Annotated in this window: 20 protein-coding genes; 10 read left to right on the top strand and 10 right to left on the bottom strand. The window is 67.4% G+C overall.

Features of this window, described 5'->3' with window-relative positions:
* Position 1: 1 nt before the first annotated feature.
* On the top strand, positions 2 to 2482 hold the full coding sequence (locus ACFY9N_RS01180; RefSeq protein ID WP_391476373.1) for a zinc-ribbon domain-containing protein: 2481 nt from the start codon (positions 2 to 4) through the stop codon (positions 2480 to 2482).
* 441 nt (positions 2483 to 2923) lie between these two features.
* Here the strand turns inward: ACFY9N_RS01180 and ACFY9N_RS01175 are convergent, their stop codons facing one another.
* A complete protein-coding gene (locus ACFY9N_RS01175) occupies positions 2924 to 3352 on the bottom strand; it encodes a hypothetical protein (RefSeq protein ID WP_391476372.1) in 429 nt (142 codons plus the stop codon).
* The gene (locus tag ACFY9N_RS01170) at positions 3300 to 3767 is read right to left on the bottom strand and encodes a hypothetical protein (protein WP_391476370.1); all 468 of its coding nucleotides are present in this window, start codon (positions 3765 to 3767) and stop codon (positions 3300 to 3302) included. Before ACFY9N_RS01170 ends, ACFY9N_RS01175 begins: the two co-directional genes overlap by 53 nt.
* Before the next feature lie 55 nt (positions 3768 to 3822).
* Here ACFY9N_RS01170 and ACFY9N_RS01165 point away from each other — a divergent pair, with 55 nt between their 5' ends.
* On the top strand, positions 3823 to 5037 hold the full coding sequence (locus tag ACFY9N_RS01165) for a hypothetical protein (protein ID WP_391476369.1): 1215 nt from the start codon (positions 3823 to 3825) through the stop codon (positions 5035 to 5037).
* Positions 5038 to 5116: 79 nt separating this feature from the next.
* On the opposite strand, the gene ACFY9N_RS01160 is transcribed toward ACFY9N_RS01165, so the two are convergent.
* Positions 5117 to 6460 (bottom strand): hypothetical protein, encoded by a 1344-nt coding sequence (locus tag ACFY9N_RS01160; RefSeq protein WP_391476368.1) that lies wholly within the window; start codon positions 6458 to 6460, stop codon positions 5117 to 5119.
* A 238-nt stretch (positions 6461 to 6698) separates the two neighbouring features.
* On the opposite strand from ACFY9N_RS01160, the gene ACFY9N_RS01155 reads away from it, so the two are divergent.
* The 3 genes from ACFY9N_RS01155 (at position 6699) to ACFY9N_RS01145 (ending at position 8814) form a co-directional block, all read left to right on the top strand.
* Complete coding sequence (locus tag ACFY9N_RS01155) at positions 6699 to 7349, top strand: hypothetical protein (RefSeq protein ID WP_391476366.1); 651 nt, start codon at positions 6699 to 6701, stop codon at positions 7347 to 7349.
* 106 nt (positions 7350 to 7455) lie between these two features.
* Entirely contained in the window at positions 7456 to 7836 is a 381-nt protein-coding gene (locus ACFY9N_RS01150) for a hypothetical protein (protein WP_391476365.1), read from the top strand.
* 168 nt (positions 7837 to 8004) lie between these two features.
* Positions 8005 to 8814, top strand: a complete 810-nt coding sequence (locus ACFY9N_RS01145) for a hypothetical protein (protein WP_391476364.1) — start codon at positions 8005 to 8007, stop codon at positions 8812 to 8814.
* 353 nt (positions 8815 to 9167) lie between these two features.
* On the opposite strand, the gene ACFY9N_RS01140 is transcribed toward ACFY9N_RS01145, so the two are convergent.
* From ACFY9N_RS01140 to fepB, 6 genes are all read right to left on the bottom strand, one after another.
* Positions 9168 to 9956, bottom strand: coding sequence for a siderophore-interacting protein (locus ACFY9N_RS01140; protein WP_391476362.1), 789 nt, complete (start codon positions 9954 to 9956; stop codon positions 9168 to 9170).
* Between the two features lie 110 nt (positions 9957 to 10066).
* Positions 10067 to 11170: an LLM class flavin-dependent oxidoreductase gene (locus ACFY9N_RS01135; RefSeq protein ID WP_391476361.1), complete on the bottom strand. Its 1104-nt coding sequence runs from the start codon at positions 11168 to 11170 to the stop codon at positions 10067 to 10069.
* Complete coding sequence (locus tag ACFY9N_RS01130; protein ID WP_391476360.1) at positions 11167 to 11979, bottom strand: ABC transporter ATP-binding protein; 813 nt, start codon at positions 11977 to 11979, stop codon at positions 11167 to 11169. Before ACFY9N_RS01130 ends, ACFY9N_RS01135 begins: the two co-directional genes overlap by 4 nt.
* Positions 11979 to 12998, bottom strand: a complete 1020-nt coding sequence (locus ACFY9N_RS01125) for a FecCD family ABC transporter permease (protein WP_391476358.1) — start codon at positions 12996 to 12998, stop codon at positions 11979 to 11981. Before ACFY9N_RS01125 ends, ACFY9N_RS01130 begins: the two co-directional genes overlap by 1 nt.
* 62 nt (positions 12999 to 13060) lie before the next feature.
* Positions 13061 to 14113, bottom strand: a complete 1053-nt coding sequence (locus ACFY9N_RS01120) for a FecCD family ABC transporter permease (RefSeq protein WP_391476357.1) — start codon at positions 14111 to 14113, stop codon at positions 13061 to 13063.
* Positions 14114 to 14163: 50 nt separating this feature from the next.
* The gene (gene fepB / locus ACFY9N_RS01115; protein WP_391476355.1) at positions 14164 to 15156 is read right to left on the bottom strand and encodes a Fe2+-enterobactin ABC transporter substrate-binding protein; all 993 of its coding nucleotides are present in this window, start codon (positions 15154 to 15156) and stop codon (positions 14164 to 14166) included.
* Between the two features lie 151 nt (positions 15157 to 15307).
* On the opposite strand from fepB, the gene ACFY9N_RS01110 reads away from it, so the two are divergent.
* Positions 15308 to 16759, top strand: a complete 1452-nt coding sequence (locus tag ACFY9N_RS01110; protein WP_391476353.1) for an AraC family transcriptional regulator — start codon at positions 15308 to 15310, stop codon at positions 16757 to 16759.
* Positions 16760 to 17055: 296 nt separating this feature from the next.
* Here ACFY9N_RS01110 and aztA read toward each other — a convergent pair whose 3' ends face one another.
* Positions 17056 to 17703: a zinc ABC transporter ATP-binding protein AztA gene (gene aztA / locus ACFY9N_RS01105; RefSeq protein WP_391476352.1), complete on the bottom strand. Its 648-nt coding sequence runs from the start codon at positions 17701 to 17703 to the stop codon at positions 17056 to 17058.
* Between the two features lie 55 nt (positions 17704 to 17758).
* On the opposite strand from aztA, the gene aztB reads away from it, so the two are divergent.
* From aztB to aztD, 4 genes are read left to right on the top strand one after another with little or no spacing between them, the layout of a single operon-like run.
* On the top strand, positions 17759 to 18631 hold the full coding sequence (aztB, locus tag ACFY9N_RS01100; RefSeq protein WP_391476351.1) for a zinc ABC transporter permease AztB: 873 nt from the start codon (positions 17759 to 17761) through the stop codon (positions 18629 to 18631).
* Positions 18628 to 19911 (top strand): ABC transporter, encoded by a 1284-nt coding sequence (locus ACFY9N_RS01095; protein WP_391476350.1) that lies wholly within the window; start codon positions 18628 to 18630, stop codon positions 19909 to 19911. Before aztB ends, ACFY9N_RS01095 begins: the two co-directional genes overlap by 4 nt.
* A gap of 1 nt (position 19912) precedes the next feature.
* Positions 19913 to 20830, top strand: a complete 918-nt coding sequence (aztC, locus tag ACFY9N_RS01090) for a zinc ABC transporter substrate-binding protein AztC (RefSeq protein ID WP_391476348.1) — start codon at positions 19913 to 19915, stop codon at positions 20828 to 20830.
* 29 nt (positions 20831 to 20859) lie between these two features.
* On the top strand, positions 20860 to 22062 hold the full coding sequence (gene aztD / locus ACFY9N_RS01085; protein WP_391476347.1) for a zinc metallochaperone AztD: 1203 nt from the start codon (positions 20860 to 20862) through the stop codon (positions 22060 to 22062).
* Positions 22063 to 22169: the final 107 nt, after the last annotated feature.

Below are 22169 nucleotides of genomic sequence, written 5' to 3'. Positions count from 1 at the left end.
GATGCCGCACTTTCTTGACAGCGAGCGCCTCAATGGTCCCCATGCAACACGACTGAGTACACGTCCGCGGCGAGTAGCTGTGCCTCTTGCGAGCGGCGATACCGAGTCGTTCACCGGATTTGTCGAGCGCGAGTGTCAGCTTTGGGGCGGCGCATCCCATGTCGTGGTGCCGCTCGACAGCGCTGGCAATATCTCAGATCTTTATCGCAACCGGCTACGTGGTTCTCAGATCGACTCGGTTCACGGTGCGGCGTACGACCACACCATGGCTTTCGACACCACTCTGGATCTCGCGGCTCAGCGCGACCTCTCCCGGTACCAACTTGCGGTCGGGCTGCTCGCCTACGGTGGCTCGAACGACGTCCCGCCTCTCGAAATCGTTACTCTGGGCGCTGATGACCCCTGGCGGTTGATCTATCTTGCGTGCCTCGGCTCCTTGCCCGACCACATCGATCCAAACATCGTGAGGCACGGCAATTGGGTACCGGATCTCACTTTCGACGACTTCGTAGATGTGCGTCGAGTTGAAACCACCGGGTCGCTTGAGGACCTATTGACGCGAACGTGGCCACGTACTCCCACGATCACGCCACGGCGGTTGTCGATGTGGACCCTCTCATACGCGTCCACGGCGAGCTCCCAGATCCGGTCCGCGCAACCAATTCTCCCCAAAACCCAGTTCGCTCGGTACGACGCCGGCCCCAACATCGTCGTTGTATGCTCCCCGGGTTCCCTGGACGATCTGGCGCTCCTATGGAACCTCCGCGCAGCGCACGGAGATTTTTACGCAACGCCGATCGGGTTGCCCTCGTCTGCTCTTTCGCCGCAGTCCCTCAGTTCTCTGAGCGCGGAGGGTGGCCTCGCGCGTCATGGAATTTCTGCTTCGTCCTTGTATGTGACAAGTTGCTCAGTGCCGCTGGAGGATCTCGCCGCCGCGGCGACTTGTGTCGCCGATATCGCTGTTGTCGCTCCCGATGATCTACTGATGTTCGGCACTGTTTTGGGGTGGACACGTGATGAGGTGCTGGTGTGGGAAGACGGCCGCGCTTCCTACAAGGCTCTGGACATGTCCCGTCATGGTGAGATTCTGGAAAAGCGCAATATCAACGAAGCGCTCATGCTCCACTTCGATGCGCGTGCAGAAGACTCTCCACTCCCTGTCAGCGATGACTATCGAATCGATAGTTTTCATGACGGCGCTCACAGCCATTGGGCTTCCCCTCGATTCGCCGACAAGATCTCCCAACTGGAGTGGCCCTCCAGAGAACTCATGGCGCAGAGCCTTGCATCGATCCGAGACCTCGAATTGAAAGAGTCCGCGCCGACCTCCGCACGGAAGATCAACTGGCGATGCACGGCTCGGAAGCACACCTGGCCAGCTCAGGTGCGCTCCCGCACCACATTAGAAAGCGGCTGCCCCTATTGCGCCGGAAGCCGGGCGATACCGGGCGAAACAGACTTAGCCACACTTCATCCAGGCCTTGCAGCAGAGTGGGATTACCAACGCAACGACAGCACCATCACCCCGGAGACAGTCGCCCCCGGATCCGAACGTGTCGCCTGGTGGCACGGCCCCTGCGACCATAGCTGGGACGCGGCTATCGGCGCCCGCAGCTCAGGCCAGGGGTGCCCGTACTGCTCCAATCAACGCACCCTCGCCGGTTTCAACGACCTCGCCACCACCCACCCTGAACTCGCCGAACAATGGGACCACGCGAACTCCAAGACTCCGTGCGAGATCACCGCGGGTTCAGACTACCCCGCGACGTGGCGTTGCGCGCTCGGTCACATGTGGGAGCTCCCCGTCTGGGGACGCACGAAAGACAAGACGGGATGCCCCGTGTGCGCGAATCGCGTCGTCCTCGCAGGATTCAACGACTTGGGAACTCTCGACCCCCGCGTGGCTTCAGAGTGGGACCACACCCCAGGGGCGAACGACCGTACGCCGTCCGAAGTGACCGTCAGCAGCTCCTACGAGGCCCAGTGGCGCTGCGCAGACAACCACACCTGGCCAGCGACCGTCGCCAACAGACATGCCGGCTCAGGTTGCCCCTCATGCTCCGGCCGCGTCGCCATCCCGGGCGCCACCGACCTCGCGGCACTGCGGCCCGATATCGCCGCACAATGGGATCCCCGCAACAACGGCTCCCCAGATCAATTCACCGTCTCATCTCACGAGAAGGTTTCGTGGATCTGCGACCGCCATCACTCGTGGCCGGCGACCATCAAGAACCGGACATCCGGGTGCGGCTGCCCCTACTGCGCCGGGAAACTTCCCATCCCCGGCGAGAACGACCTGGCGACTCTGCGCCCCGATCTCGCCGCACAGTGGGACCCCGCAAACGCCCTCTCTCCCACCCAGGTCACCATCGGATCCGGGCGCAAAGTCACCTGGCGCTGCCCCTGCGGGTATACGTGGCCATCGAGGGTTCAGACCCGAACTCGCCGACCTCACGCGCATTGCCCCGAGTGTCGGCAGTAGTGACACCCGGCGCCAGCCGCGACCAGCCTGCGACGATGCTCCGTCCCCTGCCGCCACGGAGCGCGTACGCGTGACGTCGCCGCTGGCGTCAACTCGAGAAAAGTGGATCGGAAGTCGACAGACTCGAAAGTCCACTCGAGGTGCTTATCAGTGTCGGCGTGGGGGTCGGAGCCGTGCGCGGTGCGCAGACGCTCGTGCAGGGCTCCGCCGTCGCCGACAGGTGGGGTACCCGAAACTACGGCTCGATCAACGGGGTCTTCGCCGCACCGATCACGGCAATCGGAGCCGTCGGCCCTCTCCTCGCAGTTGCAACGGGGTCATACTCGGCAATGGCATGGATCGCTGACGGATTCGCGGCGTTGTCCGCGACACTATCCCGCTTCAGCTGACGCCACCCGGGACCTCGAGGCAGGCGACCTGTCCGCTGTCTGCACGACGAGGTCAGTGGCTGCTGTAGTTGATTGTCAGGATCGCGACGACGCGGTGACTGTCGCCCTTCGCACCCTCACGAAACTCGTTGTGGTACTGGTAGTCGACGCGGCCGGCTCCACTGATCTCGTAGTGATGGGTCCGGGACCAGCCGGCGCCCTGGGGGCGACCGGCCTTACCTTTGAGGATCGTGATCGAGGCGAGGCCGGAGGTCGAACCCGGCGCCTGCGAAACGTGGTCCCAGAACTGCTGCGCCTGCTGCAGGCCCACCCGATCAACGACTTCCCCCCAGTGGTTGGCGAACTTGCGATGAACAAGAACGCGATACGCCGGCTTCGCCTCAGGTTTCCCTTTCGGCCGTCTCGCCGGCGCAAACGGCTGGTACGCACTAGGCACGATCAGCAGGCTCGGCGGCAGCGACGAGATGGTCTGTGGCGTCACGGCCGAGGAGCACAGATCGCCGCAGTGGGTCCTCAAGCTGGCGGGCAGTGGTTCGCCAATCAGTGACGAGCTGTTCGATCTCGCCAAGGCTCTGATCAGCCAGTCCGGCGATCAGCGCAGCATGGAGTTCGTTAACGAACTCATGCAGATCCTCGGCATCAAACACCCTCAACCAGGCAAGTTCGCCGAGCATCGCTGCGGTGAGCGGCCTCTCGCTCTCGAGGAGGGCAGTGAGTCGATTGAGCCGTTGCGACCAGGCGGCATACCCTTCAAGCACGACAAGCTCAGCCTCGGGCAACATGACAAGACCCGTGCCGTCTTTGTCTCGAACGACTGCTCTTCCGGCGCGCGCGGCGTCCAAGAATCGTGTGCGGTCCCGAGCAAGATCGCTGGCTTGGAAGATGACGTTCTCCATAGTTGGGCTCTCCTCTAGTACAATCTTAGACACAATCTTGCATAAGGAGGTGCGTGTGGACAACCAATTGCGGCTCGGCGATGCCGATGGCAGTGATGCCCGCGTACTCATCGTCGCGCTTGACCGCGCCCTGGCGACTGTCCCACTGAGCACCGTCGACGTCGACACCCGCGCCGGGATCGTCCGATCGATTATCCGGCGTCTCGCAGACCTCGGCCTCGATGGCGAGAGCCTCATCCGATACGGGATGGCTCCCCGAGCGGCACTTCCGCTGCTGGTGAAACTCGTCGGCAGCGCCGAAGACAAGGCCGTCGACCTCGCCTCGTGGAGGTCGGTCCTGTCGATACCCGCGGCGGCTCTCGACGCAGACCCGGATTTGGCCACCGACGCGCTGATCACATCGGTGCACCGCATCGATTCATGGGTCATCGCGGCCCCTTTGAGCGAAGTACTCAACTTCACCGCACCGTCCGCGACATCGTTGAGCCGCTACGTCATCGACAATCAGTCCCGCACGACCATCTCACTTCCGTACATCTGGTTGTGGCTCCGCTGCACCCAGGATGACCTGACGAGATGGCCCACCGAGGCTCTTCACCTGGAGTACCGCTGGCAGAACGACCTTGAGGAAGCTCCTTTCCCGGCCGCGGTTCTTGAGCACGATGGACCGAATTCGACGGTCCTCAATGAACAGATTGCCTATCGCGCCTCGACCTCCTCGGCGAGCGACGAAGGCGAAGATTCGCTGTTCTGGCAGCTCCAGGACACCGCCGTGTCATTCCTCTCCCGCGAACGGTACGACGAGGCCTCCGCGCTTTTCGAGTTCCATTCGAAGCATCACCCGAAGGACGCCCGTAGTCTCAACAACCTGGGTTTCTGCAAGCTGCCGATCGACCCGGCGACCAGCCTCGACCTCCTGGAACGGGCGGAGTCGGCAGGCTACTCTCCGTTGCTCATCAACGTGTACAACCAGTGCTGCTGCCTCATCCGTCTCAATCGGCTCGCCGAAGCGCTCGACCGCGCCGAGTTCTTCTGGCAGCGGGAGAGCGATCCTGATCAGATCCGCGGCGGGTACATCTGGGTCGAGCAGGAAGCCGGCTGGGACCTGGTCGCTCACGACCTGATCGACGAAGCACTCGCCCGGCTGATGGCGGATGCAGCCCGCGCCCTCGGTCGAAGCGATCGCGCAGACCGCTGGGAAAGCCGCGCTGAGGCGATCACGGAGTCCTACGAATCCACCGATTCAACATCGCTCGTCGTGGACGACTAGGCAGCGCGGGCACCTCTCGTCCACACCCCGCCGGAACCATGGTGCTGTCTCAAGGCCAACGAACGTACCCGCCGTTACGTCAGCCGGCTCGGTGAGTCGCGGTGTAGTACTGCCCTGGGAACGAGTCCGGAACGGCCGCCTCGAGAAGACGCTCGACGAGCGCGTGGATCGTCGGCCAGGGACCCTCCTTAGGATCGTGCTGCGCAGAGGCATCCGCGAGGAAACGCTCGATGTTGGCTTGCACCACCCTCTTGTCCGGCGCAAGCAAACCGCCTTGGTACTCACCGATCGAGGCTTCCATCCCTCCCCAGGCGACCCTCGCCAGGGTTCCGTCAGGCATGGTTAGCTGTTCTGCGCCGAACTGGAACTCGATCGCGACCGCACGACCATTGATATCCAAGTCCATCTCCCCACTGGGGCCAACGGTTGGATAAGCGCTGCCGTATGGCACATCGGGGAGCAACATGTAGCGATTGTTCGCCGGCCGAGGCCTGCTCAGCAAGGTGCGCTCAGCGACACGCCCGGCGGAATCGTTGTCGAGCACCCCGACGACGCGGTTCGTGATGCCGGCTGCAGCAAAGCTCCGCAACGTTCGAACAACCTGCGACGCCCCCATCTCTGCCCCGGCGTCTCTATCAAAGAACCGGAACATGTGCGAGATGTGCGGTGCGACCAGTTCCAGAGCGCGTTTGAGGAATACAGCGTCGGTAATACCCTCGGTGACGACAATGATGGGGCCTCCGGAGCTCACGCTGGCTGCCAGCTCATCGATGGCGAGTTGCGTGATGCTCTCGATTGCGTCGAAGTAACCGGCCGCTCTCAGGTCGTGCAGGTCAAGCCAGACCTCAGTGTCATCATCCGCTGTCGCGAGTTGGAGCGCCAACAGCACTCGACGATCGACTCCTGCCTCCAGAAAGATGGCGATCTGGTCGGCACATGCGCGGTCCACCGGATCGGTGAGTCGCTCGACTTGGTTCTGCTCATACGCGATGAGGCCACGGTCAAGGACCTCGGTCCAAGGAATCTCGGCGAACTCATCCCCGTTCTTCCCGATCGCAACGCTCAGAAAGCCGCGTTGCTCGTCCCCGTCGATCGAGTCCATCAGCGCCATCAAGATCTCGCGTCTGCACGCCTCCACACTGAACCCCATGAGCGCCAAACGAGTGCGAATGGAGCCTGCACCCGCCTGGTATCCGAATGTCTTCGCCGGTTCAATCGACTCAAGGCGTAGCTCGTCAGCCTCCTGCTGCGCAACATCATCCGGCCCGTACGCCGAGGCATCCAGCCTCCGCAACGCCTGCAGCCACTCTTCGTCGACGATCATGTCGTCTTCCGTGAAAACTGTGAGAAGCGCAAGAGGCTCGTCGTTGCGATCCCACTGGATCTGCGTGTCGTCGCGATAAAGCCACCAACGATCGCTCACGAACATCCTCCGAAAGAGCACTTAGACAAGATCGACCACCGACACGCATTGCGTGCGGAACGAGCCGAAGGCCAGGCTACACAGCAGCAGAACTCAACCCTCAACGCGATGTTGCTTCTACCCAGCGTGCTCCACCACGAAGAGTCGAGTGCACTGGCAGCAGTACTTGCTCGCAACCGAACCACAGCCGCCGAATTGACCCTCCCCTTCCTTTAGAGGCTCATCTACGCTGTGGCACATGGATACCTCGGATGAGAGGCCGCTGGCCCACCCTTGGCAGGCGCAGCCATCCACCGACGTGATCGCCGCGTTCACTGACGCTGTGACCCGATTGAACGCCGATGGGGACTTCGTCGTTCGAGCGCTGACTGACCAACTTCTCGCAGAGCGACCGATCGCGGATCAGGAAGAGCTGACGCTGCAGGAGATCAGCTATCTCATCCGGTCTAAGGCCTTTACGCCAGAGTCGTTCGAGGCAACATCGACTGAGGTTGCGCGCGGAGGTCTTCTGGCGAGTGTGGCGAGCACTCTTCTGACAAGTGTGCTTCAGACCATGTCCGCGTCTGCAGCCGCCGGCTTCTTGAATATGGACGAGGACTCGCTCTATGCTGCCGCCGATCGCGGCGAGTTGTATATGGTCGATGTTGCGCAGTCCCGGCGTTTCCCGTCGTGGCAGTTCAGCCTCTCCTCGCCGGGGAAACTCCTGCCGCACCTAACCGAAATCATCGACATCGTAAAGGACAAGGGATGGATGTCGGTATCTGCTCTAATGGCGACGCCACAGTCGACCATGGTCGCCGACGGGCAGCACAGCCCTGTGGAATGGTTCAGGCGAGGCGGCGACGTGGAAGCGCTGGCCCGGATCATCGAGGGTCAGAAGTGGCGATAGGGCTCGGGGCACCGCAACGGTCTACAGGTGGCTACCGTGCGAGCGGCAACGTCGACCGTCACCTTGCTGCCAAACGTCGGTTGCGCCAGGTAACGTAGATCTTGAGATGAAGCGCGAGCCCCTCAATGTGCGGGCCGGGCATCAGAAGCGTCAGGAGGCGCATGTGGCAGTTGAACTGACGACCATGGTCCGAGTCGATGGTGCGCGACCTGTTCCGTACGATGTTCTGGTCGAAAAGCTTGACGATGCCGTTCGACGTGCGATCGCAGATCTGGGTATGGCTGGGATCACAGCGTACTTTGTAGCACCTGATCTCGATGTCGAGGGATTCCGGGTAGGGCTTCGCTTCGAGGGGATGGACCCGGAGTTCATCGAGGAGACCGCTGACGACGTGCTATCCAAGGCCTTCGCTCTTGCAAACGGCGACGCATCCGGCAAGCCGGCCCGCGAGGTGCAGCGGGTACGCTCGCAACTCGTGAGCGCTTAATCGGACATGCATCCGCGGAGCAAGGGCGCCCCGGACAGCAACCCCGTTCCGGTCCCGGGCCAGCACCTGTCGTGGGTGACCCGCTATTACTGGCGAATCCGTAGCCTTCGGGATCCAGCGCAGGTTGTTCTCTCCGCAGCGCTGACGGTCTGCGTCACGGTAGCGAGCATGCACACATTCGCTGAACTAGCGACGTGGCCGACTTTGCTCTGGCCCGCCGGAGTCCTGTTCGTCGCGGTCATCTGGGCATTCGGGTACTTCAAATGGTTCAAACCCACCTACTCTGAACTCGAGCAGCAGAAAGAGCGGGCCCTCGCTGACCTAGTTACGGCTCGGGAAGCCGCCGTGACCGAGGTCGATGAACATCGACGAGCGCTCCAGGGGGCTCTGGATACCCTTCTCGCGGAACTGGGCGGCTATATCTGCGGCGATTCCGTCGACACTCGAGTGTCGGTGTACTCGGTAGAGGATGACGAGTTCGTTCTCTTGGCCCGTCACTCGGAGAATCCGAACCTCGAGCGTCGCGGACGCAGCTCGTACCCGCTGACCCAAGGAGCGATCGGCGTCGCATGGGGGCGGCGATCATTCATCGACAACTCGGAAGAGGACGACCGGGAGGCGTGGAAACGTAACCTAAGGGCTCAAGGCTTCTCCGCCGAGGATGTAGAGGGCCTGAAGATGTACACGAGGTGCATCTACGCCCAGCGCCTGGACCGCGGCAACATCAAAGCTGGCGTCGTCGTTTTCGAGTGTGAGGCGCCCAATCGTTTCGACTCAAAAACGATGAGCAAGGTCTCGAAATCGCGTTTGCATAACGCGTTGGCCGTGCTCGTGAGCGCATCTCATGGCCACTTCCCTCGAGTCAAAGAAAGGGAGAGCGAGCGCCAGGGCATCGAGGCTCCCGCGCTCGTGCCGGAACCTGTGTGGAAAAGAGCGGATCCGGTGAATCGCGCCGAAGTTCAGGTGGCATCCGAATGATCGACCCGGCTTAGCCAGCCATCGTCCCGTCCCGCTAGGCCGCCAGACTGCCACGATTTCTGCGAACGAGCTTCTCACCGAGTCGTCCGAGCCTACCTCCACTCGGTGCCGGTGTTGATGTCACGGGATAGCCGTCCGACGCCAGACGAAGCAAAGACAAGTAATGTGAATGTCCGGCCCCGTCTGTATGATCTCAACACCGCGCATATACAGCGGCGAGACCCTCGGCTCTCGCTTTACATCGGAGTTGCTCCGATTTCATCGCGATTCTGACATTCGTGCAGATCGACGCCGAACGGCCCCTGGCTTACCGCCAGGAGCCGTTCTCACCAAGACTCACCGTCGCCGTCGCCTCAGTCGTCTGCGTCGTCGGCATCCGCGTGGTGGTCGAGATTGGCCACACCGCGCTTCCAGTACCCGTCGACGTCGACCTGCTCCTTCGTCAACCCGAGCTCTCGGCGCAGGTAGCGGCGGATCGGCTTCAGCATCCCTGCTTCCCCGGCGACGAAGACGAACAGACGCTCACCCGGAGCGATCGCCACGTCACGCACGGCGGTCTCCAAAGCCGAAAGATGACCGTCCGCGATCACCGCCTCGTCGCGACGCACCCAGACGATGTCGGCGTCGACTCCCGGCGCCACGTCGAGCCGCTGCTGTTCGGCAGCGCTCTCGACCTCGATCACGGCCGTCACCCGCGAGCCTTCCGGGGCCTCTTCGAGCAGACGCGCGATGGCGGGCAGCGCGGTCGCGTCGCCGGCGGCGAGGTACCGCGGGTAGTCCGAGGGGAACACGACGTGACCGCGCGGGCCGAGCTGCCCGATCTCGTCGCCGGGCCGGGCACGACCGGCCCACCGCCCCGCGACCCCGTGATCGTGCAGCACGAAGTCGATCGCGAGCTCCCGTGCGTCGGCGTCGTAATCGCGCACGGTGTAGTCGCGGAAGAACGGGTCGCCCGCGCCGTCCGGATACTCCCACCCGTTCTCGGTGATCTGCGGGAACACGAGCACACCGGTCTGCGGGTGCGGGAAGAACAGCTTGACGTGGTCGCTCACGGCGAAGTGCCGGATCGGGAACCCCTCGTCGAAGGAGTCCGAGGTGAAGACGACGCGTCGGTACAGCGGCGTCACGTCCTCGGTGCGCACGACGCGCAGGATCCGCCTTCCGATCCGTGGGATCAGGTCGATTCTCGTCCGTCCGGTGCGATTGGCGTCAGGAGCACCATCGCCAAGGGTTGTGTCATCGGTGGTGGTCATCAGAGGGTGTCCTCTCGTTCGGGTCGGAATCCGGGCACGGGATGCTCGGCGACGAGGCCGAGTTCGCGCAGACGCGGCATCACACGCGTGCAGAGCAGCTCGACCGAGCGCCACGAGCCGACGGGGAACGCGATGAACCCGTCGATCGCCCGAGCCTCGGCGCGCTCGACGATGGCCGCGACCGCGTCATCGGGAGTCCCGACGACCGACCAGTGCGGGCCGACCGTGCGGCGCTCACGGTCACGGGGGTACGTCGCCTCTTCGATCGCCGCGGCCTGCTCCCGCGTGTCCGCGAGCAGCAGGCTGATGCCGGGCAGCAGGCGTGGGCGCTCCTCCCGCGCGGCCGACGCCGCGCGCTCTCGGATCGCCGCGCGCTGAGCCAGACTCGACGACGACTCCACGGCCGCCGCGAACATCGCATCCGCACGCCGACCCGCAAGAGAGATCGTGGCCTCACCCGCACCGGCCACCATCAACGGGAGCCTCCCGGGCGATACGGCGGGCAACGGCAGCGGACCCGCCACCTGGAAGTTCTCGCCGCGATGGTCGGTCGCTGTCACCCGGTCTCGGTCGAACAGCACGCCCGCGTCGCGATCCGCGCGCAGGGCATCCGCGGGGAAACCCGCGCGCAGCGACTCCACCACGTCGATGAACTCCTCCGCCCGGCGCCATCGCGACGCGGAGTCGGGCAGTCGCGCGACGGAGAACTGCTCATCGCCCGAGCGGGAGGTCACGACGTTCCATCCGATCCTGCCGGGGGCCAGATGCTCCAGCGAGACCAGTTGACGAGCGACCGGATACGGTTCGGCGAAGGTCGCCGACACGGTCACGACGAGTCCGATCCGGCGCGTGGCCCCGGCGAGCTGAGCGGCCTGCACGATCGGATCGAGTCCGAGGTGCGCAGGGTCGGACCTGATCGATCCGAGCGGCAGCGTCAGCGCGTCCGGGCGGAACGCCACATCGAAACCGGCATCCTCGGCCATCACCACGGCCTCGACGATCGGCTCGCCCGACAGCAGCTCCTCTACGCGCGAGTCGTCACGTCGCCACGCCTGGGCGCGCATCCAGGTCGGAGCGGTCGAGAATCCCGCGACCAGACTCACGCGATCGCCTCCTCGCCGCCGACGACGAGCGGCGCGATCGGCACCACCATGGGCGTGCCCGTGACCGGATGCGGCTGCACGAGCGCCTCGAGCGCGAACGCCTCGGCGATCAGTTCGGCCGTCATCACCTCGCCCGGGGCACCGGTGGCGAGGATCCGGCCCTCGCGCATGACGACCAGGTGATCGGCGTACCGACAGGCCTGATCGAGGTCGTGGAGCACCAGCACCACCGTGCGCTCCTCCTCACGGTTCAGGCGACGGCACAGTTCGAGCACCTCGAGCTGGTGGGCGATGTCGAGATAGGTCGTGGGCTCGTCGAGCAGCATCACCGGCGTCTGCTGCGCCAACAGCATCGCGATCCAGGCGCGCTGCCGCTGACCACCCGACAACTCGTCGATCGCACGATCCCGCAGCACGGCCACACCGGTCGCGCGCATCGCGGCGTTCACGGCATCCGCATCTTCCGGCGACCACTGCTGCAACAGACGCTGATGCGGATAGCGCCCGCGCGCGACGAGCTCGGCCACCGTCACGCCCCCGGGCGCCGTCGCCGCCTGCGGGAGGAACCCCAGACGCCGGGCGAGCGCTTTGGGCGCCAGGTCTCTGACGTCGTCGCTGCCGATCATCACCCGCCCCGTCGCGGGGGTCAGCAGGCGCGCCAACCCGCGCAACAGGGTCGACTTCCCGCAGGCGTTCGCGCCGAGGATTACGGTGATCCTCCCCTCGGGCAGCGTCACGTCGAGATCGTCGACGATCGTGCGCTCGTCGTACCGCAGCGTGAGCCTCTCGGCCGTGAGCGTTTCGGCCATCAGCGCCACCCCTTCCCCTCCGCCGAGCCTCGACTCGGCAGCAGCAACCACAACAGATACAGACCGCCGACGACGCCCGTCATGCGACCGACCGGAACCGCGAACGTCACCGGCAGCAGCTGCGTCACGAGGTCGGCGACCACCAGCAGAGCAGCGCCCATCGCCGCGGCCCCGACGACCGGAGGCGCATCGGAGCGCAGCAGGCGCCGCACGAGCTGGGGAGCCGCCAACGCGATGAACGCGATCGGGCCGACCGCCGCCGTGGCGAGCGCGGCCAGCGCCACGGCGCACGCGACGAGCGCCAATCGGGTGCGCTCCACGCGCACGCCGAGCTGCTCGGCGATGTCGTCGCCCAACTCCATCAGACTCGCTCTCCTCGAGAGCACGAGGATGACCGGCAGCACCACGGCGACGCCGATCAGCACCGGCAGCGCATGCCCCCACTGACGCGCGTCGAGCGACCCCGACAGCCACAGGTTCGCCTGACTGGACGCGTCGATCGTGCCGCGCACGAGCAGCAGCCCGTTGACCGCCGAGGCGACCGCGCCGACGCCGATTCCCACGAGGATCAGTTGCCGCCCGGCCATACCCCCGCCCCGACGCGACAGCAGCAGCACGATGCCCGCGGTCACGACGCCTCCGACGATGGTTCCCAGAGCCACCTGCGTCGGTTGGGCGCCGAAGAGAACGATCTGCACGAGCGCGCCCGTCGCGGCACCCGTGGTGAAACCGATCACGTCGGGAGAACCGAGGGCGTTGCGCGCGATCGACTGGAAGATCGCCCCGGAGATCCCCAGTGCGGCACCGGCGCCGATCGCGCTGAGCACGCGCGGAAGCCGCACCCCCTGCACGGCACGGATCGCGGTCGGGTCGTCGGCGATCCCGAGCACGGCCGCGGGGACCGTGTGCAGCGGCACCGGCAGGCTGCCGACGGTCATCGCGACCGCTCCGGCGACGAGCGCGACGACGACGAGCGCGACGGTGACGACGACCGTGCGGGGACGCACGAGAACGACCATCGGGCCGACGCGCAGCACACGTCGCCCACCCGGTGCGCGGTCCGCGCTGACCCCCGACCCGATCACAGCGGAGCCAGACGACGACGGCGGACGAGGGCGACGAAGAACGGCCCCCCGAGGATGGCCACCATGATGCCGACGCCCACCTCACCGGGAGGGGCGACGACGCGCCCGAGCACGTCGGCGACGAGCACGAGCGCGGCGCCGAGCATCATCGCCGTCGGAAGCATCCGATGATGGTCCGACCCCACGAGCAGCCGGGCGACGTGCGGAGCGGTCAGGCCGACGAAAGCGATGGGCCCGGCCGCCGCCGTGGCGCCGCCCGCCAGCACGACGACGGCGAGTCCGGCGACCGACCAGACGACGGCAGGACGGATGCCGAGGGCACGAGCCGTCTCGGGGCCGAGCGATGCGGCGTCGAGCGCTCGCGACAGCAGCAGCGCCATCACGAGACCGATGCCGACGAGGATCGCCGTCGGCGCGAGAACCTCGAGATCGCGGCCAGCGAGCGACCCCACCGCCCACGCGCGGTAGCGATCGAAGACCTGTTCGTCACCGTTCACGATGATGATCTGCGCCAGCGCCCCCAGCACGACCGACAGCGCCGCCCCCGCGAGTACCAGGCGCACCGGGTCGGAGCCACGACGCGCGCCCCCCAGCATCATCACGAGCGCACCCGCGACGGCCGCGCCGACGAGCGCCGCCCCGAAGTAGGCCACCGGCGCGACGATGCCGACCAGGGCGACCGACGCGGCGACGCCGACCGCGGCGCCGGCGTTGACGCCGAGCAGTCCGGGCTCGGCGATGGGATTCCGGGTCAGGGACTGCATCACGACACCCGCCGCCCCCAGGGCGGCGCCGACGAGCAGCGCGAGCACCGCGCGCGGCAGGCGCCGGTTCATCAGGAGAAGGTGCGCGTCGTCCGTCGGATCGAACGCGGTGATCGCCTTCCAGAGGTCGGTCGGCGACAGCATCCGCGTACCGACGATGGAACTCAGGATGACGAGCAGGGCGACGCAGGTCACGGCGATCGCGAGCACGGCGATGAGCCGCGCCCGCGTCGCGCGCGGCGGAGGCGCCGACGTGTCGACGGCTTCCGGGGTGATGACGGTCATGGCGTTCCATGATCGACCGGCCGCGCCCCCGAGCGGCCGGTCGATCGGTCTCAGGAGAAGAGGTCCTTCACGTGCTCGACGATCTCGGTCGAGCTGTACGGGTCCATGCGGAACGAGTTGACCCCGAGCCCGTATACCTGGCCCGCGGCGACCGACGGGATGTTGGCGAGCACCGGGTCATCGGCGAAGCCCTGTGCCATCTCGTCGTCGGCGGAGAGGATGAAGGTGGTCTCGCTCGTCAGCTGCAGAAGGTTCTCGTACGTCGCCCACACGAAGTCGGCGCGCTCGTCGGTCTGCGTGTGCCATGCGGGGTCGGGGTCCTCGATCTCGAACCCGAGCGACTCGAGCAGGTCGGCGTGCGAACCGCCGACGCGGGCGATCGGGTTGTCCTGTCCCGCGCCGTTGAACGAGACGATATTGGCGGTGCCCTCCGGGATCGTGATCTCCTCCGCCGTCTCGCTCACGAGGGCGTCGAAGTCGGCGATCGCCGTCTCGGCATCCGACTCGAGACCCGTCGCCTCGCCCAGCTCGACCGCGAGGTCCTGCCAGGTCTGCGCGCCGTAGTCGACGACGATCGTCGGAGCGACCGACTGGAGGTCGGCGACCTGGTCGGTCAGCGCGTCGCGCCCGCTGGTGGCGACGATGATGAGGTCGGGGTCGCTGGCGAGCACGGCTTCGAGGTCGAACTCCCCGACGCTCCAGATGTTCTCGAGCTCGCGCTCGTCGGCGATGTCGGCCCACTGGTCGAACCACACACCGCCGACCTGCGACCCACTCGCCACCACGGGAGCGTCGATCGCCAGCAGCGTGCCCGTGACCGACACCGCGGTCGAGACGATGCGCTGCGGCTTCTCGGGGATCTCGGTGGTCGTGCCGTCGGCGTTCTCGAACACACGGGGCCATTCGGCGGCGGTCTCGGTCGAGGTCTCGGAGGACGCGGAGTCGTCGGCGGCGGGCGTGCACCCGGCGAGCGCGAGGGTGCCCGCGACGGCGAGCGAGAGGACGGCCGCAATACGTCGGCGCGCAGAGAGATGAGTGGTCATGATTCCTTCCTGACGCCCGACGTCAGTGCGACGGACGATCGTCCGCTGCGAGGCGGAGAGTGGCGCGTCGACGTCGGCGCTGAGCTCGGGCGCTCTTCCATCGAGATTAGGATGGCCTTACCTTCCTTCGTGCACCCAGATCGGCAGATCCTTGTCCTCGCTCCGTTCCCTCGACGTCGCGTCGATCCCGCCCTGGTCGACGAAGGCCGCACTCGCACCGGGAGCCCCTGTTCTCGTGTGGGCCGTGAGCGGCGAGGCGACCGTCTCGCTAGGCGCGACACCGTGGCGCCTCGCCGAGGGGGAGGCGATGTGGGTACCCGGCGGCACCGCCGCCGTCGTTCGCGGCGCTGAGCAGTCGTCGGTACTTCCGATCCGGATGCGGGATGCCGATCGCTCGGCCGGCCCCGACGCCCCGTTCACGGCGCCGATCCCCGAAATGGCCCGCTTCGCGCTGCTCGCCGCCTTCACGCGCAGCCTCGGGGTGCTGCACGGCGGTGGGGTGCGCGCATCATCGGTGCTGAGTTGGATCGGGCACACGACCGCCTCGATCAGCGCACCGGCTCTGCCGCCCTCCCCCGATCTGCGCCGCGTCGCGGAGCGGATGCTCGATGACCCGTCGATCTCGCCCGGTCGCTGCGGGGCGGATCTCGGGCTGAGCGAGAGCACTGTCGCGAGACGGTTCCAGGCCGAGACGGGGTGGTCGCCCGCACGGTGGAGGGCACGGAGCATGCTCGCTCGCGCCGCCGAACAGATCCGCCGCAGCGGCGATGTGGGAGCGGGAGTGATGGGGAGCGGGTACGCGAGCCCGTCCGCTTTCGCCCGCGCGTTCCGGCGGGAGTGGGGGATGCCGCCGTCCGCTCTCGTCGCGGGTGCCGCAGCCGCGAGACCCGCCCACCGGCGCTCGACCTCCCTGGGCCCCCAGTGCAACGGTTACCACATCGTCTTCTGGGTCGCGGGCGGCACCGCGGAGATCACCGCCGACGACGCCACCTGGTCACTCGAGAGCGGCGATGTCGCCTGCCTGCCCGCCGGAGCATCCGTCGCGCTCCGCGCCGCACCCGACGCGGCCGCGATACCGCTGGGCTGGCTGCCCGGGGGCATCGACCTGCCCGCCGGGATCATCGCGCACTCGAGGGCGGACGCGTTCGCCGCGCTGGTGCGACTCATCGGATGGACGTACGCGGGGCTCGCCCCGACCGGATCGCACGACGCCCGTGTCGCCCTGCAGGCGGTGCTCGGACTCGACGAACCCGCACCCGACGACGAGCCGGTGGCTCGTGCCGCCTATGGCCTCCTCGCCAGACTCACCCGCGAGCCGCGCGATGCCGCGACGACGGCCGAGTACGCCGCGCAGGCCGGCGTCGCCCCGGAAGAGCTGCGCGACGCGGTCGAAGCCCTCACCGGCACGACCCTCGCCACCTGGCGGGCGCGCACACGGATGTCGTGGGCGCGTCGCCTCCTGCGCGAAGGCATGACCGTGACGCAGGTCGCCCGACGAGTCGGATACGCGGATGCCGCCGGCTTCAGTCGTGCGTTCACGCGAGCCCACGGAGACACGCCCTCGCGGTTCCGGGCCGAGCATCGGAGTGCGACTCTCCGGTAGCGCGGGCGTCTGCCTCGCCGGAACTGGGTCGCTGAGCCTGTCGACGCGTCCCGCCCCGCGCTCACCCGCACGGATGGATCAGGTCTGCACGGAGCATCCGCCCGTCCTTCCGTGCAGACGTGCGCCGGCCGTGCAGACGAGCGGATGCCGGCGCGACAATCCCACGGGCGAGGGCGCACCTCGGGCGGGGACCCTTCGACAAGCTCAGGGACCCAGCGGCAGTGGGCCAGGACGGAAACTGGGTCGCTGAGCCTGTCGAAGCGCCCCACCCCGTGAAAGCTCAGGACCCCTCCCCCCTATCCGACGACCCGCCCCGCTTCCACCCGCACGATCCGATCCGCCGCCTCCAGCAGCGCCGAGTCGTGCGAGACGCACACCACGGCCGCGCCGCGGTCGGCCTCGGCGCGGAGCACCGAGCGGATGCGCACACCGCTCTCGGCATCCAATCCCGTCGTCGGTTCGTCGAGCAGCAGCACGTCGGCCCGACGAGCGAGCCCATGCGCGAGCAGTGCCCGCTGCTGCTGCCCGCCCGACAGTGAGGCATAGGGGCTCGCGGCGAGATCGCTGATCTCCAGCCGAGACAGAGACTGCGACACACTCGCGCGCGCCGAAGCATCGAGACGCCGCCACAGCCCCAACCGCCCCCACACTCCGACGCTCACGACGTCGCGCACCGTCACCGGTAACCGGGGCGGAATCGCCGCACGCTGCGGCACGAACGCCACACTCCCGTCCACCGAGCGGATGCCTCGCCGCGGCATCCGCGTACCGGCGAGCACCTCCAACAGCGTCGACTTTCCGGCCCCGTTCGGGCCGGCGATCACGGCCAGCTCGCCGCGCACGAACTGCACGTCAACCCCGCACACGACGTCGACGCCGTCGAACGCGACGTGCACGTCGTCGAGGGAGGCAAGGCGATCGGCAAACACGGGCGGAGAACTCATGTCTCCATCTTATGAATTTGATAATCATTCTCAAAAAGCCCTAGGGTCGATCAACGTGACCCTCCCCGACCTCCTCGCCCCGTTCGCGCTCGACTTCGTGCAGCGCGGGCTCCTCGGCGGTGCTCTCGTCGCGATTCTGTGCGGCGTCGTAGGCACGTGGGTCGTGATCCGCGGCATGGCGTTCCTCGGCGAAGCGCTCGCACACGGGATGCTTCCGGGCGTCGCCCTCGCGACCGTGCTCGGCTTGCCGGTGCTCGTCGGCGGAGCGCTCAGCGCCGTCGCCATGAGCGTCGGGATCGGCGCCCTCCAGCGCCGCGCCAAGCTCTCGTACGACACGAGCATCGGACTGCTCTTCGTGTCGATGCTGGCGCTCGGGGTCATCATCATCTCCCACTCGGGAAGCTTCGCCACCGACGCGACCGCGATCCTCTTCGGCGACATCCTCGCGATCACCTCGGCCGACCTCGTACTCCTGGCGATCGCCGCCGCGCTCGGCGTCGCCGTGGCCTGCGGCTTCCACCGCGCGTTCGTCGCCCTCGCCCTCGATACCCGCATCGCGTCGGTGCTCGGCCTGCGCCCGCGACTCGCCCAGGCCGTGCTGGTCGGACTCGTCACCCTCGCGGTCGTCGCCTCGTACCAGGCGGTCGGGTCGATGCTGGTCGTCGGCTTGCTCCTCGCCCCCGCCGTCGCCGCCGGGCACTGGACCACCCGCATCCCCACACGGATGCTGCTGGCCTGCGCCTTCGGCGTCGCCGCGGTGTTCCTCGGCCTCGTCACTTCGTGGTTCGCGGCGACGGCGGCCGGAGCATCCGTCGCCGCCGCCGCCATCGCCCTCACCTGCCTCTCGTGGGTCGCCCGCTCCGTCACCACCACCCGGCGTTCGAATCGCTCACTTCGCCGTTTTCACCGGCTGGAAACGACGAAGTGAGCGATTCGAAAGCCCTCCCGACCATCGAACGAAAGGATGCCGTGCGATTCCGCGTCATCTCCCTCGCCCTGACCGGGGCCCTCGCGCTCGGCCTCGCCGGCTGCGCGGCGCCCGCCGATACACCGGCTGAGAGCGCCGACAGCAACGCCGACTCCACCGGCGACGGCCACGGCGCGATCGCGGGCGCCGCAGAAGTCGCCGAACCCCAACTCGGGCTCACCTGGATCGACCCCGCGGGCATGGTCACCCACCTCGACCTCCTCGACGAGAGCACCTCCGAGATCGGCACGATCGACGCGCCCGCGGCGATGACGACCGACGGGCGCTACCTCTTCGCCGACACCGGCGCGGGCGTCGAGATCGTCGACAGCGGCGTCTGGACGTGGGATCACGTCGACCACTTCCACTACTACCGCGCCAAGCCCCTCCTCCTGGGCGGCGTCGAGGGCGACGGCACCGCGACCGTCGCGACGACCAACAGCTCCACGAACGGCGGCACCGGTATCTCGTTCGCCGACTCGGGCGACGCCGTGCTGCTCAGCACCGAGGCCTTGTCGAAGGGCGAGATCCGCGAGCAGTTCCGCCTCGAGCGCGAGCCGCACGACGGGCTCGTCGTTCCGGTGGGCTCGTTCGCCCTCGTCACCGAGCCCGTCGACGGTGTCGGCGCCACCCTCGCGGGCTACACCGACGGCGGCGAACCGACCGGACTCGAGGAGCCCTGCGCCGCCCCGGCGGGTACGATCACGACGCGGGTCGGCGCCGTGATCGGCTGCGCCGACGGCGCGCTCCTCGCCCACGTCGACGACGGAGAGCTCGTCGTCGAGCGCATCCCGTACCCGGCGGATGCTCCCGCCGGCGCGGTCTCCTCGTTCGACAACCGCGAGGGCCGCCCGACGATCGCCGGCCTCGCGAGCCCCACCGACATCCGCCTGCTCGACACCCGCGCACGCACCTGGACGCTCCTCACCGCTCCCACCCCGCTCGTGCACGTGACGGCGGTCGACGACGAGGACGAGCACCTGCTCGCCCTCACGGAAGACGGACGGATGCTGGTGCTCAGCGCCGCGGACGGATCACTGCTCGCCCAGACCGAGCCTCTCGTCGCCGCCTCGCTCGCTGCCGGAGCCGCCCCGGTGCTCATCGCGGATCAGCACCGCGCCTACCTCAGCGCCCCGGTCGAGAAGCAGCTGTTCGAGATCGACTACGCCGATGGCGCGCGCCTCGCCCGCACCTTCGACACCACCACCGAGCCGGCGTTCGTCGCCGAGACGGGACGTTGACATGCGGATGTTTCGCCCCCTCGCCACGGCGAGCGCGATCGCCCTCGCGGCCGTGTCCCTCACGGCCTGCGCGGCCCCGACCGACGACCGCCCGCTCATCGTCGTCTCCACCAACATCCTCGGCGACGTCGTCGAGAACCTCGTCGGCGACCAGGCCCGTGTGGTCACGCTCATGAAGCCGAACGCCGACCCGCACTCCTTCGAGATCTCCGCCCAGGAAGCAGCCACCCTCCGCGAGGCCGACCTGCTCGTCTCCAACGGCCTCGGGCTCGAAGAGGGGCTGCAGCAGCACCTCGATTCGGCATCCGCCACCGACGTCGCGACCTTCGTCGCCGGCGATGCGATCGACGTGCTCGACTACAGCGAGGGCGATGCCGCGGGCATGCCCGACTCGCACTTCTGGACCGACCCCTCACGCATGCTCGACGTCGTCGATGCGCTCGAACCCGCCCTCGCCGAGATCGACGGCATCGACGCCACCGCGCTGCAGGCGAGCGTCTCCGACTACCGCGGCGACCTCTACGAACTGGATGCCGAGATGACGGCGGCCTTCGAGTCGATCCCCGCCGAGCGCCGCGCGCTCGTCACGAATCACCACGTCTTCGGTTACCTCGCCGACCGGTTCGATTTCGAGGTCGTGGGGGCCGTGATCCCCGGTGGCACGACGCTCGCCGCACCCTCGGCATCCGATCTCGCCGACCTCGTGGAGGCCGTCGACGACACCGGTGTGCCGGCGATCTTCGCCGAGTCCTCGTCCCCCGACCGCCTCGCCCGCGCCCTCGCCGACGAGGCCGACCTCGACGTCGAGGTGATCGAGCTCTTCACCGAGTCGCTCACCGATGCCGACGGCGGCGCCCCCGACTACCTGACCATGATGCGCGTCAACACCGAGCGCATCACCTCCGGTCTCACCCGCTGAGACCACCCCACCAAGAAAGAGACACACGCATGAAGAAACTCCCCCTGCGCCGAGCGCTGGTCGGAGCCGTCGCCCTCGGCGCGGTCGTGACCCTCGCCTCGTGCTCGACGACCCCCGCCGCGGACGCCCCGTCGAGCGAAGCATCCGCCACCGAGGCCGGCGCCCGCGTCGCCGTCGCCTATGAGGGCGGCATCCTCGTGCTCGACGGCGAGACCCTCGAGACGGTCGCCGACTTCGACTCCGAGGAGTTCACCCGCCTCAACGCCGCCGGTGACGACCGCCATGTCATGGTGACCATGAGCGAGGGCTTCCAGGTGCTCGACACCGGCGCCGGTTCGACCGACGCCGCCGCCCTGACCGACACGATCTTCGAGGCCGACACCCCCGGACACGTCGTGCGCCACGGCGGCAAGACGATCCTCTACGCCGACGGCACGAGCGACACGACGATCTTCGACACGGCCGAGCTCGCGGCATCCGACGGCCTTCCCGAGGTCGAGACGATCGCGGGCGTCGAAGCGCACCACGGCGTCTCGATCGTGCTCGACGACGGCACCTTCCTGACCACGGTCGGCAATGCCGACGGACGCAACGGCATCATCGCGCAGGATGCCTCCGGCGCGACGATCGCGACGTCGGACCAGTGCCCGGGCGTGCACGGCGAGGGCACGGCCGCGAACGAGGTCGTCGTCTTCGGCTGCGAGGACGGCGCGCTCGTCTACGCCGACGGCGAGATCACGAAGCTCACCGCCCCCGACCAGCCCTACGGCCGCATGGGCAACGCCTACGTGAGCGAGTCCAGCCCGATCATCGTCGGCGACTACAAGAACGACCCGGATGCCGAGGGCTACCTGCTCGGCGCCGTCACCCTCATCGACACCGAAGCCCTGACCTACGAGGTCGTCGACCTGCCCGAGGGCGTGGAGTACACGTTCCGCGACGTCGTGCGCGGCCCCGGCGAGCTCGCGTACATCCTGTCGGCGGACGGCTCGATCCACGTGCTCGACCCGGAGACGGGCGAGATCACGGCCGAGTACCCCGTCGTCGAGCCGTGGGAGAGCCCGGTCGAGTGGCAGGACGCCCACCCCGCGATCGTCGTCGCCGGTGACATCGCCTACGTCACCGAGCCCGCCGCGAACAGCGTGCACGCGGTCGACCTCACCACCGGCGAGGTGGTCGCGAGCACCGAACTCGACGTGACGCCGAACGAGATCGCTCCGGCCGCCGGCTGAGTCGCGGCATCCTCTCCGCCCGTTCGGGAGGAGAACTCCGCGATGGGAGGACGGAGTCGCGAAATCCGTCCTCCCATTCGTGTGATCTCCTCCCGAACGGATGCCGC

The sequence above is a fragment of the Microbacterium sp. NPDC008134 genome, from assembly GCF_042957055.1.
Classification (GTDB): Bacteria; Actinomycetota; Actinomycetes; order Actinomycetales; family Microbacteriaceae; genus Microbacterium.
This window is presented reverse-complemented; position numbering and strand designations above follow the sequence as displayed.